Annotated in this window: 13 protein-coding genes and 1 pseudogene; 12 read left to right on the top strand and 2 right to left on the bottom strand. The window is 69.8% G+C overall.

What is annotated here, in order from left to right; all coding sequences use genetic code 11:
• The first annotated feature begins 8 nt into the window (after positions 1-8).
• Complete coding sequence (locus F1642_RS05650; protein ID WP_045998871.1) at positions 9-1121, top strand: DNA repair exonuclease; 1113 nt, start codon at positions 9-11, stop codon at positions 1119-1121.
• The gene (locus F1642_RS05645; protein WP_194885722.1) at positions 1118-3748 is read left to right on the top strand and encodes an ATP-binding protein; all 2631 of its coding nucleotides are present in this window, start codon (positions 1118-1120) and stop codon (positions 3746-3748) included. Before F1642_RS05650 ends, F1642_RS05645 begins: the two co-directional genes overlap by 4 nt.
• Before the next feature lie 2 nt (positions 3749-3750).
• Here F1642_RS05645 and F1642_RS05640 read toward each other — a convergent pair whose 3' ends face one another.
• Positions 3751-4365, bottom strand: a complete 615-nt coding sequence (locus tag F1642_RS05640) for an aspartate/glutamate racemase family protein (protein ID WP_194885721.1) — start codon at positions 4363-4365, stop codon at positions 3751-3753.
• 235 nt (positions 4366-4600) lie between these two features.
• Between F1642_RS05640 and F1642_RS15500 the strand changes: the two genes are divergently transcribed.
• The 10 genes and pseudogenes from F1642_RS15500 to F1642_RS05605 all read left to right on the top strand — a co-directional run bounded on the left by F1642_RS15500 (position 4601) and on the right by F1642_RS05605 (position 11712).
• On the top strand, positions 4601-4996 hold the full coding sequence (locus F1642_RS15500) for a hypothetical protein (RefSeq protein WP_255522150.1): 396 nt from the start codon (positions 4601-4603) through the stop codon (positions 4994-4996).
• A complete protein-coding gene (locus tag F1642_RS05635) occupies positions 4908-6206 on the top strand; it encodes an ABC transporter substrate-binding protein (RefSeq protein ID WP_370582794.1) in 1299 nt (432 codons plus the stop codon). Before F1642_RS15500 ends, F1642_RS05635 begins: the two co-directional genes overlap by 89 nt.
• A gap of 52 nt (positions 6207-6258) precedes the next feature.
• Entirely contained in the window at positions 6259-7212 is a 954-nt protein-coding gene (locus F1642_RS05630; RefSeq protein ID WP_148912121.1) for an ABC transporter permease, read from the top strand.
• A gap of 4 nt (positions 7213-7216) precedes the next feature.
• Entirely contained in the window at positions 7217-8098 is an 882-nt protein-coding gene (locus F1642_RS05625; RefSeq protein ID WP_127898824.1) for an ABC transporter permease, read from the top strand.
• On the top strand, positions 8085-8666 hold the full coding sequence (locus tag F1642_RS15495) for an ATP-binding cassette domain-containing protein (protein WP_255522149.1): 582 nt from the start codon (positions 8085-8087) through the stop codon (positions 8664-8666). The genes F1642_RS05625 and F1642_RS15495 overlap by 14 nt, the downstream gene beginning before the upstream one ends.
• Positions 8594-9097: an ABC transporter ATP-binding protein gene (locus F1642_RS15490; protein WP_255522148.1), complete on the top strand. Its 504-nt coding sequence runs from the start codon at positions 8594-8596 to the stop codon at positions 9095-9097. The genes F1642_RS15495 and F1642_RS15490 overlap by 73 nt, the downstream gene beginning before the upstream one ends.
• A pseudogene (locus F1642_RS16380) lies at positions 9094-9828 on the top strand (ABC transporter ATP-binding protein); the annotation flags it as partial. The gene F1642_RS15490 and the pseudogene F1642_RS16380, both read left to right, overlap by 4 nt.
• Positions 9776-10072 carry a hypothetical protein gene (locus F1642_RS15480; protein ID WP_370582793.1) on the top strand — a complete coding sequence of 99 codons (297 nt, stop codon included), beginning with the start codon at positions 9776-9778 and terminating at the stop codon, positions 10070-10072. The pseudogene F1642_RS16380 and the gene F1642_RS15480, both read left to right, overlap by 53 nt.
• A gap of 3 nt (positions 10073-10075) precedes the next feature.
• Positions 10076-11245 (top strand): amidase, encoded by a 1170-nt coding sequence (locus F1642_RS05610; RefSeq protein WP_194885720.1) that lies wholly within the window; start codon positions 10076-10078, stop codon positions 11243-11245.
• The gene (locus F1642_RS05605; protein ID WP_194885719.1) at positions 11242-11712 is read left to right on the top strand and encodes a RidA family protein; all 471 of its coding nucleotides are present in this window, start codon (positions 11242-11244) and stop codon (positions 11710-11712) included. Before F1642_RS05610 ends, F1642_RS05605 begins: the two co-directional genes overlap by 4 nt.
• Here the strand turns inward: F1642_RS05605 and F1642_RS05600 are convergent.
• Positions 11699-12589: a LysR substrate-binding domain-containing protein gene (locus F1642_RS05600; RefSeq protein WP_139598389.1), complete on the bottom strand. Its 891-nt coding sequence runs from the start codon at positions 12587-12589 to the stop codon at positions 11699-11701. The two genes, F1642_RS05605 and F1642_RS05600, sit on opposite strands and share 14 nt — an antisense overlap.
• Between the last annotated feature and the right edge of the window lie 49 nt (positions 12590-12638).

Genomic DNA, 12638 nt, shown 5'->3' with positions numbered 1-12638 from the left:
TTTCACGCATGACATTCCGCTTTCTGCACGCATCGGACCTGCATTTGGGCAAGCCCTTCGGCGGCTATCCCGAGGGTATCCGCAACCGCCTGCGCGAGGCGCGTCATGCCGCCATCGGGCGTCTGGCCCAGTCCGCCCGGCAGGGCGGTGCACAGGTCGTGCTGTTGGCGGGCGACAGTTTCGACGCGGAAACCCCGGCCCCCGACACCCTGCGCCAGGCCCTTCGCGCGATGGCGGAGGAGGCAGACATCCGCTGGATCATGCTGCCCGGCAACCATGACAGCCTGGCGGCGACGGAGCTGTGGCGGCGTATCGCGACCGATGGACCGGCGAACCTGCAACCCCTGCTGGATGACAGCCCGGTGACCCTGGCCGACGACGTCTGGCTGCTGCCCGCGCCGTGCACGCAGCGTCGCGCCGGACGCGACCTGACGCAGGCGATGGACGCGGCCACGCCGCAAGGCGCGCGGCGGATCGGCCTGGGCCACGGCCCGGTGACGGATTTCGACGAGAGCGACGGGCGAACGGGCATCATTCCGCCCGACCGTGCGGCGCGGTCGGGGCTGGATTACCTAGCACTTGGCGATTGGCACGGACAGCGTCAGATCGGCCCCGCGACCTGGTATTCGGGCGCGCCCGAGGCCGACAGCTTCAAGCATGACGGCCCGGCGGGTGCGCTGCTGGTCGAACTGGGCGTCCAGGTGACGGCGCGGGCGGTGCCCGTGGGGCAATTCCGCTGGAGCCGCCCGCACCTGGACCTGCTGCCGGGCGCGGATGTGCGGGCGGCGCTGACGCGCGCCCTGCCGACGGAACGCGCGCGCGATCATCTGGTCAGCGTGACGGCAGGCGGCAGGCTGGCCCTGTCGGACCGTGCGGTGCTGGACGCGGCCCTGCAGGCGGCTGCGCCCGATTACGGCTGGTTCGCCGCCGACTTGTCCGCCCTGCAGGTCGAGGCCCGGCCCGACGATCTGGACCTGATCGACCGCGCGGGCGCGCTGCGCCACGCCGCCGACGCGCTGCTGGCGGACACGACCGACCCGCAGCGGTCGCAGGCCGACCGCGACATCTCGGCCGCGGCGCTGTCGCGCCTGTACAGCTTTGCGCAGGAGGTGCAGGCATGAAGCTGCGCGCGATCGAGCTGACCAACCTTCGCCGCTTTGCCGGGCGCCGGGCGGTGCTGTCCGACCTGGGCGACGGCATCACGGTTCTGTCCGAACCGAACGAATTCGGCAAATCCACCTTTTTCGACGCGCTGCACGCGCTGTTCTTTGAACGCCACCGCAGCAGCCGCGCACCGGTCAAGGCGCTGCAGCCCCATGCCGGCGGCGCGCCGGAGGTGGCGGTCGAGATCGAATCCACCCAAGGGCGGTTCCGCATCCACAAGCGTTTCCTGTCGCGGGCGCAGGCGCGGATCACGGACGCGCAAGGCCGGCTGATCGCCCAAGAGGACGAGGCCGAGGCCTGGATCGACCGCCTGCTGGACGGGGGGCTGGCCGGACCGTCGGGTCTGTTGTGGGTCCGCCAGGGCCTGCTGGGGCTGGAGCCGGAAGGCAACAGCACCGCGGACCGGCAAGACCGCGATCGCAACCTTGGAACCCGGCGCGACCTGCTGTCTTCCGTCGCAGGAGAGATCGACATGATGACCGGGGGGCGGCGCATGGATGCGGTCCTGGACCGCGTCGGACAGGAGATGGCGCGGCTGGCCACCGCCACCGGCCGCCCCAGGGCCGGGGGCGAATGGCAGCGCGCCATCGAGGAGGCCGAGCGACTGTCCCGTGCCGAAACCGAGGCCCGCGACAAGGCCGCGCGCCTGTCCGGCGACTTGGCACGCCGCTCCGAGGTGACGCGCATGCTGGCCCGCGTGACAGACCCGGAGGCCGCCCGCGCCCGCCAGGCTGCCCTGACGCAGGCCGAGGAGGCGCATCAGGCCGCCCGCAAGCATGCAGACCGGCTGGCGCAGGCGGAACGCGACCTGACGCTGGCCCGGATGGCCGAGACGACCGCGCGCCAGCAGATCGACCAGACCCGACAGCTGTCCGACCGCGTGACCCAGGCCCGCGAGACGCTGCGTCTGGCCGAAGCGCGCGCGGTGGCCGCCCGCGATCGCGCCGAGGCGCTGGCCATGCGCGATTCGCAGGCGGCCGAGGCGCACCGCCAGGCTGGCGAGATCGCGCGCGATCTGCGCGGACGCCTGTCGCGGGCACAGCAGGCGCGGCTGGCGCTTGCGGCACGGTCGCGGGTGGCCGATCTGACCCATCGGCTGGACCGGGCGCAGGCACTGCAGGCGCAGCTGCACGCTGATCGGGCACAGCGGGCGCGGCTGACCATCACGCCGAAGACGATGGCACGGCTGGATCAGGCACAGACGGTGCTGGACCGCCTGGCCGCGCGGGCCGAGGCACAGGCGGTGATCATCGAATTTCACGCGGACGGGCCTCTGGCGACGCTGGCGGACGGAACCGCCGTCGAGGGTGCATGGCCGGTGCCGGGGCGGGTGCACGTCACGCTGCCGGGCTTTGGTGCGATCAGCGTCGATCCGGGATCGGGGCGGGGGGCGCAGCTGGCCGCCGATCTGGCGCAGGCGCAGCGGGACGTGGCAAGGGCGCTGCAGGATTGCGGGGCGGCCGATCTGGCCGATGCGCGTGACCGGCTGAACCGCGCGACGCGGCTGGACGATGCGCTGCGCCAGGGGGCGCAGGCGCTGGACGATCTGGCGCCGCAGGGCCTGGATGCTTTGCACGAGGCGCTGGCCCTGGCCACGGCCGAGGCCGCCGATGCCCCCGCGGATGCCGAGGACGCCGCGGTGCTGGAACCCGTGCTGACCGCCGCCGATACCGCCGAGGCGCAGGCGCAGGCCCAATCCCGCAGCGCGCATGAGGCCGCGACCGCTGCCGGGGAGGCGCGTGCCGATGCCGAGGGAGAACGCCGTTCAGCCGAACGCGCGCTGGCGGATGTGTTGGCCGAGGCCGGATCGCTGGACGATCTGGCGGCGCGTCTGGATGCGCTGGCCGCCACGCTGCCCGACCTGTCGGCCCGCAGCGCCGAGGCCGCCCGGCTGTGCGCCACCCTGTCGGATGCGGCCCCCGACCTGACCACCGCCCAGGCCGCGCTGTCGCGTGCCACCAGTGCTGCCGAACAGGCCCGGCGCGACGCGGAGACGATGGAGCGCGACCTTGCCGCGCTGAACACCCGCATCGCGCTGTTGGCCGAGGAGGGGATCGAGGAAACGCTGGACGACCTGTCCGGGCAGCGCGCCGAGGCCCAGGCCCGCGCCGACCGTTACGCCGCCGAGATGGCCGCCCTGACGCGCTTGCGCGACACGCTGGAGCAGGCGCGCACGCGCCAGCGCGATGCCTATTTCAAGCCGGTGGTGCGCGAGCTGCAGCCGCTGCTGTCGATACTGCATCCCGGCGCGGCGCTGCAGATCGACGACCAGACCCTGCTGCCCCATGCGCTGACCCGTGACGGACAGGCCGAACCGCTGGACATCCTGTCGGGCGGCACGCGCGAACAGGTGGCAATCCTGACGCGGCTGGCCTTTGCGCGCCTGTTCGCGCAGGCCGGGCGGCCGGTCCCGGTGATCCTGGACGATGCGCTGGTCCACACCGATGACGACCGGATCGAGGCGATGTTCACCGCCCTGCACCGCATCGCCATCGATCAGCAGGTGCTGGTCCTGACCTGCCGCCAGCGGGCGTTCCAGTCCCTGGGCGGCACCCGCGCCCATGTCCGGATCGAGGACCTGTAACGTCAGCCGGCCAGCAGCCGGGCCATCGCGCGCGCGGCCTCGGGGACGGGCTGGATCAGCGGCACGGGGGACAGGGGCGCCAGCCGGACCGCCGCCTGCGCCAGCGGGCCGCCGCCGATGATCACCGCCTCGGCACCGGCTGCCGCGGCCCCCATCACGGCGTCCAGAAGGGCGTGATCCAGCGCGTAGGGATCGCGCATCACATTGGGGCTGTCGGTCATGTGACAGCCCAGATAGCGCCCGTTCTGCCCCTGCATCAGCGCGTCGATCCGGTCCCGCAGGGCAGGGGTGGTGGTCGCGACCGCAAAGGCGCGCCCCCCCTGCGCCGCCGCCCGCGCGGCTGCGGCCCCGATGCCGATCACAGGCACCGCAAGGCGGGCTGCCAGCCGATCCGCGCCCGGATCGCCGAAGGCGGCGACGATCACGCCGCGACACTCCGCGGGCGGGTGCAGCGCCGCGATGCCGTCGGCCGCACGGTCCAGCTGGTCCGGGGTGACGATCACCTGCGGCCCTGTGGGCGCCGTCCACCCCTGAAGGTCCGCCAGCCACGGCGCCGCGATCGCGCACATCGCCGCGGTCGTGACCGGGTTCGCATTGGGATTGGCCAGCAGGATCATCCCGCGCCTGTGGCCCGCTTATCGATGCGCTGTCCATCCCGAAAGACCGGCCGCGGTGGCGAAAACATTGCGTGCAGGAATTGTCAGCAATCTGACCGCCCGGCGTGCAGCGCGCAGGTTTTTTGCGAACCGACCCCCGCGCGATGGCCGCCCGCCGCTGCGCAGCCCTGCCGGGGCGGGCCAAGGTGATCCCAATTCGGGGCAGCAACGACCCCGGCCAACAGGGAGAACGACCGTGCTTGATCTGAGAAAAGGCATCGCCGCATTGGCGCTTTCGGTGGCGGTGCTGGCCGGACCTGCGGCCATGGCCCAAGGCACGCTGCGCATCGGCATGACCGCCGCCGACATCCCGCTGACCACCGGCCAGCCCGATCAGGGCGGCGAGGGGCTGCGCTTCATCGGCTATACGGTCTATGACGCGCTGATCAACTGGGACCTGACGCAGGGCGACGGGCCCTCGGGCCTAGTGCCGGGTCTGGCCACCGCATGGGAGGCCGACGAGGCCGACCGCACCCGCTGGACCTTCACGCTGCGCGAGGGGGGTGACCTTCCACGACGGCAGCCCGTTCAACGCCGAGAACGTGGTCTGGAACCTGGACAAGCTGCTGGACGAAAGCGCCGAACAGTATGATCCGCGCCAATCGGCGCAGGGCAAGTCGCGCATTCCCGCCATCGCCAGCTATCGCGCCGTGGACGATCTGACGGTCGAGATCATCACGCATGAGCCGGACGCGACGCTGCCCTATCAGCTGGCCTGGGTGATGATGTCGTCCAAGGCCAACTGGGAGGCCCTGGGCAAGGACTGGGAGCAGGTCGCGGCCAAGCCGTCGGGGACGGGGCCGTGGATGATGGAATCCTTTGTCCCGCGCGAACGGGCCGAGCTGGTGCCCTTTGCCGATTACTGGGACGAGACGCGCATTCCCAAGCTGGACCGGCTGGTGCTGATCCCGTTGCCGGAATCGAATGCACGTTCGGCCGCGCTGATGTCGGGGCAGGTCGACTGGATCGAGGCGCCGGCCCCCGATACCATTCCCGCGATGCAGGGCAACGGCTTTGCCATCACCCAGAACGCGCTGCCGCATAACTGGACCTGGCACCTGAGCCGGGTCGAGGGGTCGCCCTGGAACGACATCCGCGTGCGCAAGGCCGCGAACCTCGCCATCGACCGCGAGGCGATGGGCGCGCTGCTGGGCGGGCTGATGATCCCGGCCAAGGGGTTCGTTCCGCCGGGGTCGCAATGGTTCGGAGAGCCGGATTTCGACGTCACCTATGACCTGGAGGCCGCGCATGCCCTGATGACCGAAGCGGGCTTCGGCCCCGACAACCGGCTGAAGGTCAAGGCGCTGATCTCTCCCTCCGGGTCGGGCCAGATGCTGCCGCTGCCGATGAACGAATACATCCAGCAGTCGCTGGCCCAAGCCTGGATCGACGTCGAGTTCATGGTCGTCGAGTGGAACCAGATGATCAACCTGTGGCGCGCGGGCGCCGCCGATCCGTCGGTCGAGGGGTCGCAGTCGATCAACTTCACCTACTTCATCCAGGACCCGTTCACCGGCTTCATCCGGCACCTGGATTGCGACCTGGTGGCGCCCAACGGCACCAACTGGGGCCATTACTGCGACGAGGACATGCAGGGCCTGTTCGAGGAGATCAAGACGACCTTCGACCCCGCCGAACAGGACGCGGTTTTGCGTCGCACGCATGAGAAGTTCGTCGATGATGCGCTGTTCCTGATGGTCACGCATGACGTGGCGCCCCGCGCCATGTCGCCCAAGGTACAGGGCTTCGTGCAGCCGCAGAACTGGTACCTGAACTTCTCGTCCATCACGATGGCCGAGTGACCCGCAACCGGCCGCGCCCCTTGCGGGTACGGCCCAGCCAGGGACACATGACGTGCTCAGCTATTTCCTTCGACGCCTGATCCTGGTGCTGCCGGTGGCCTTCGGGGTGTCGGTCGTCTGCTTCGCGCTGGTGCAGATCGCGCCGGGCGATCCGCTGACGGCCATCATGCCGGTCGATGCCACCGCCGAACAGCAGGCCGCGATGCGCGCGGCATACGGCTTGGACAAGCCGGTGCCGGTGCAATACCTGATCTGGGTCGGCAACCTGCTGCAGGGAGAGATGGGCCGCTCGATCGCGTCGGGCCGCCCCGTCGCGGCCGAAGTCTTTGGCGCGGTCGGCAATTCGCTGCTGCTGGCGGCGGCGGCGGCGGTGATCGCCTTTCCGATCGGCATCTTCCTGGGGTTCCTGGCGGGCTATTTCCGCGACACTGCGCTGGACCGGGCGGTGACGGCGCTGTCGATCACCGGGGTCTCGGTGCCGAACTATTGGCTGGGCATCGTGCTGGTCATCATCTTTTCGGTCAATCTGGGCTGGCTGCCGTCGATGGGCGCGGGGCCGGGCGGGTCGCAGGACTGGCAGTGGGACTGGGCGCATATGCGCCACCTGGTCCTGCCTGCGGTGACGCTGGCGGTGGTGCCCATCGGCATCGTCGCACGCACCGTCCGGGCGCTGGCGGGCGACATCCTGTCCATGGATTTCGTGACGGCGCTTTACGCCAAGGGCCTCAGCCGCGGCGACGTGCTGCGCCATGTGGCCCGCAACGCCGCCGCGACCGCGCTGTCGGTGATGGGGTTGCAGCTGGGATACCTGCTGGGCGGGTCGATCCTGATCGAGACGGTCTTCAACTGGCCCGGTTCCGGATTTCTGTTGTCCAATGCGATCTTTCAGCGCGACCTGCCGCTGCTGCAGGGGACGATCCTGGTACTGGCCATGTTCTTCGTCGGCATGAACCTGATCGTCGATGTGGCCCAGGCCGCCATCGACCCCCGCGTAAAAAGGAACTGAGCGCATGGTTCAGGTGACCACGAACATCCCCGCCGTCCCGCCCGCGCAGCGCGGCTACTGGTCGGGCGTGCTGTCGCGGCTGCGGCGTGATCCGGTGTCGATGATCTGCGCAGGCGTGCTGGCGCTGTTGATCCTGTCGGCGGTCTTTGCGCCCTGGCTGGGCTTGGCCGACCCCTATCAGGGCAGCATGATCAAGCGCCTGGCCGCCCCCGGCACGCCCGGGCACCTGCTGGGAACGGACGAGCAGGGCCGCGACATGCTGTCCCGGCTGATCCATGGCGGGCGGCTGACGCTGTTCATCGGGCTGATGCCGGTGGTGCTTGCCTTCTTCATCGGCGGCACCCTGGGGATCATTGCGGGCTATGTCGGCGGCATCACCAACACGATCATCATGCGGGTCGTGGACGTGTTCTTTGCCTTTCCGTCGGTCCTGCTGGCCATCGCCATCTCGGGCGCCCTGGGCGCGGGGGTGCTGAACAGCCTGGTGTCGCTGACCATCGTCTTCGTGCCCCCCGTGACCCGCGTGGCCGAGGCGGTGACATCGGGCGTGCGCAGCCTGGACTACATCGACGCGGCGCGGGCCTCGGGGGCGAATGCGCTGACGGTGATCAGGGTGCATGTGATCGGCAACGTGCTGTCGCCGATCTTCGTCTATGCGACCTCGTTGACGTCCGTCTGCATGATCCTGGCGGCGGGGCTGTCCTTTCTGGGCATCGGCGTGCGCCCGCCCGAACCGGAATGGGGGCTGATGCTGAACACGCTGCGGTCGGCCATCTATGTGAACCCGTGGCTGGCGGCGCTGCCGGGGGTGATGATCTTTGCCACCTCGCTGTGCCTCAATCTGCTCAGCGACGGTCTGAGGAGTGCGATGAATGTCCGCGACTGACAAACCCCTGCTGAGCGTCCGCGACCTGAAGAAGCATTTTCCCATCAAGGGCGGCATCCTTGGCCGCACCCAGGCCATGGTCCAGGCCGTGGACGGCGTGAGCTTCGACGTCCGCGCTGGGGAAACCCTGGGCATCGTCGGCGAATCCGGCTGCGGCAAGTCCACCACGGCGAAACTGCTGATCGGCCTGGTGGACCGGGATGAGGGCGACATCGACCTGGGCGGCAAGTCGCTTGGCCGCGACATCAGCCTGCGCGCGCTGCGCCGCGACATCCAGATGGTCTTCCAGGACAGCTATGCCTCGCTGAACCCGCGCATGACCATCCTGGACAGCATCGCCTTTGGCGCGCGCGTGCAGGGCCTGGACGATCCGGAGGGCCGGGCGCGCGGCCTGATGGCGCGGGTCGGGCTGGATCCCGACCGCTTTGCGGGCCGCTATCCGCATGAGTTGTCGGGCGGGCAGCGCCAGCGCATCAACATCGCCGCGCCCTGGTCATGTCGCCCAAGGTCGTGGTCCTGGACGAGGCCGTCAGCGCGCTGGACAAATCGGTCGAGGCGCAGGTCCTGAACCTGCTGTCGGACCTGCGGGCCGAATTCGGGCTGACCTATATCTTCATCAGCCACGATCTGAACGTGGTGCGATACATATCGGACCGCATCCTGGTGATGTATCTGGGCGAGGTCGTGGAACTGGCCCCGGTCGACATGATCTGGGCCGAACAGGCGCATCCCTATACCCGGTCGCTGTTTTCCGCGATGCCGTCGATGGACCCGGACAACCGCACGCAGAAGCCGCCGCTGACCGGCGATCCGCCGAACCCCATCGACCCGCCGCCGGGCTGCCGGTTCCACACCCGCTGCGCCTTTGCGGCCGACATCTGCAAGACCCGCCACCCCGCCCTGGGGCCGATGGTCGCCGGGTCGCCGCATTGGGTCGCCTGTCACCTGCACGACCCGGCATCCGGCCATCCGCGCGCCGGACAGGGGGTGCCCGCATGACGCCGCTGTTGCAGATCGACAATCTGGACGTCCGTTTCAAGGGCGGGCGCACGGTCCATGCCATCAACAACCTGTCCCTGACCCTGATGCCGGGCGAAACCCTGGCCCTGCTGGGCGAGAGCGGGTCGGGCAAGAGCGTCACGCTGAAGACCCTGCTGCGCCTGCTGCCGGAAAAACGCACCGACCTGTCGGGCGACATCCGCTTTGACGGGACCGACATCATGACCCTGTCGGGGCGGGCATTGCGGTCCTATCGCGGGGGCGAAGTGTCGATGGTGTTCCAGGACCCCGGCCTGGCGCTGGACCCGGTCTATACCGTGGGCCAGCAGATCGCCGAGACGGTGATGCGCCACAAGGGCCTGTCCCGGGAGAACGCGATGGACGTGGCGCTGGACATGCTGCACCGCGTGCGCATCCCGTCGCCGAAACGGCGGCTGGCCAATTATCCGCACGAGCTGTCGGGCGGCATGCGGCAGCGGGTGATGATTGCATTGGCGCTGGCCTGCCGTCCGCGCCTGCTGCTTGCGGACGAGCCGACGACCGCACTGGACGCGACGGTGCAGATCCAGATCCTGCTGCTGCTGCGCGAATTGCAGCGCGAATTCGGCATGGGGGTGATCTTCGTCACCCACGACATCGGCGTGGCGGTCGAAGTCTCGGAACGTATCGCGGTCATGTATGCCGGCCAGATCGTCGAGGAAGGCACCACGCGCGAGGTCATCCGCAACCCGCGCCACCCCTATACCCAGGGGCTGCTGGCCGCGAACCTGCATGACGTGGCACGCGGCCGCGCGGCTGGACGCGATCCCCGGTGCCCCTCCGTCGCTGGAGGTGCGGCCGGACAGCTGTTCCTTTGCGCCCCGCTGTCCGATGGCGCTGCCGGCCTGCCGGCAGGCGTTGCCGCCCGTCCTGACGCCCGGCCCCCGCCGCCGCGTGGCCTGCCTGCGCGCAGGCGAAACCCTTGCCGCCGAGTAGATCATGACCGACCCCTGGCACGCCTTTCTGCCCTATCCGCCCGTCCCGGTTCCCCATGCGGACCACGGCCCGCTGTCGGGCATGACCCTTGCGGTCAAGGACATCTATCACGTCGCCGGATACCGCACCGGGGCGGGGTGTCCGCTGTATCTGGCGGAAAGCCCGGTCCACGCGGACACCGCCCCCTGCGTCCAGCGCTTGCTGGATGCCGGCGCGCGCTTTGTGGGCAAGGTCCACACGGACGAACTGGCGTGGTCCATGTACGGCATGAACGCCCATTTCGGCACGCCCGTGAACCCGGCCGCCCCGGACTGCATTCCCGGCGGGTCGTCGTCGGGGTCGGCGGTCGCGGTGGCGGGCGGGCTGGCCGACATCGCCATCGGGTCGGATACCGGCGGCTCGGTCCGCGCACCGGCCAGCTTTTGCGCGACATGGGGGTGGCGGCCGACCCACGGCCTGATCCCGATGGCGGGCGCGATGGCGCTGGCGCCCAGCTTCGACGCCTGCGGGCTGTTCGCGCGCGACGGGACGGTGCTGGCCCGCGCCGCCGCCGTGCTGGTCGCGGATGCAGCCCCCATGACCGCGCCGGACCTGATGGTGCCCACCGACATGCTGGCCCTGCTGGGGCCAGAGGCGCGCGCGGTCTGGCAGGCCGGGTTCGGACATCTGCCTGCGCGCGGGGTAAGTGTCTATCCCGACGGGGTGGATGCGGCCTATGCGACGTTCCTGACCGCGGTCATGGCGGATGCCAAGGAAACGATCCTGCCCTTCATCCGCGCGTCGCGCATGCCGCTGGTGCGCGGCATCGACGGGCGCGCCGACACGGCCGACGCGCTGACCCCCGACCAGATCGCCGAGGGCCGTGCCGCGCGCGAGGCGTTCGCGCGGCACATGGACGCCCTGCTGGGCGCGAACGGCATCTTGCTTGCCCCGGTCGTGCATGACGCGCCGTTCCGCCTGGACGCGCCCCAGGCGGTGTTCGACGGCTTTCGCCACGATGCGCAGCGGTTGCTGTGCGTGGCTGGCATGGCGCGGCTGCCTCAGGTCGTGTTTCCCGCCGGAACCGTTGACGGCGCGCCGTTCGGCCTGTCGCTGATAGGGCCGCGCGGGTCCGACCTGTCGCTGATCGCGCTGGCCTGCCAACTGTCCCGCCAACCGCAGGAGGCCGCATGACCTGTCCCATAGAGACGCGCCTGGCCGACCTTGGTCACGCGCTGCCGCCATCCGCCCCGTCGCGGGCGCTGTTTCTGCCCGGCAAGGTCAGCGGCAATCTGCTGTTCCTGTCGGGCCAGATCTGCGAATGGGAAGGGGTGCCGCAGTATTTCGGCCCCATCGGTCCTGGTTTTGACATGGCGGACGGGCAGGCGGCGGCGCGGATGTGCGCGCTGAACCTGCTGTTCTCGATCCGCGCGGTGGCTGGGTCGTTGTCACGAGTGTCGCAGGTGATCCGGCTGGGCGGGTTCGTCGCCGCGCCGCCGGGCTATGGCGATGGACCGGCGGTCGTGAACGGTGCGTCGCAGTTGTTCATCGACCTGTGGGGCGATGCGGGACGCCATGCCCGCACCGCGGTCAACGTGGCCTCGCTGCCCGCCAACGCGCTGGTCGAGGTCGAGGCGATCGTCGAGCTTACCCCGCAGTGACCTGATCCGCGATCCAGGTGCGAAACCGCGCAAATGCCGGGTCACCCTGACGGCGGTCGGGCCATGCCAACCAATAGGCGCCCTCGCCGGGAACGCCCGCGCGCAGGATCGGCTGCAGGCGGCCCTCGTCGATCTCTGGCTGGGCCAGATAGCTGGGCAGCAGCGCCACGCCAAGCCCTGCGATCGCCGCCTGGATCATCATCGAGAACTGGTCCATCACCATGCCCGACACCGCCGGCGGCGTGCCGCCCTGGGCCGCGAACCATGCGGACCAGCCCGAAGGCCGCGTCTCCAGCTGCAGCAGGGGCAGGCCCGCCATGTCCGAGGGATGCGCCACCGGATGATGCGCCAGCATCTGCGGCGAGGCGCAGGCCGTCAGGCGTTCGTCGAACAGCCGCAGGTGATGCGCGTCGGGCCAGTCGGGCTGGCCGAAGAAGATCACCGCGTCAAAGGCTTCGCTGGCAAAGCTGAAACGCTGGATCTTGGTCGACAGGTTGATCGAGATGCCGGGATTGTCCGACAGGAACTGTCCGATCCGCGGCGCCAGCCAGCGCGTGGCGAAGGTCGGCAGCACCGACAGCGACAGCACCCCCCCGCCCGGATTGGCGATCAGCCCCATGCTGGCGCGTTGGATCACGTCCAGCCCCTGGGTGACGGACGCGGCATAGGTCACGGCCTCGGGGGTGGGGGTCAGGCGCTTGCGGTCGCGGGTGAACAGGGGCTTGCCCAGCTGCCGTTCCAGTGACGCGACCAGCCGGCTGACGGTGCTTTGCGTCAGGTGCAGCTCGTCCGCGGCGGCTGTGACGGACCCGTGGCGCATCACCGCCTCGAAGGCGATCAGTTGGGACAGGCTGGGCAGGAACCGACGTTGGCGCATGGATCATTCATAGAATGCATGAACGCATGAGGAAATAGCGTTTTTCATG

The organism is Paracoccus sp. NBH48, assembly GCF_015390265.1.
Lineage (GTDB): Bacteria > Pseudomonadota > Alphaproteobacteria > Rhodobacterales > Rhodobacteraceae > Paracoccus > Paracoccus marcusii.
The sequence above is the reverse complement of the archived record's forward strand: the minus strand, read 5'-3'. Positions and strand labels throughout refer to the sequence as shown.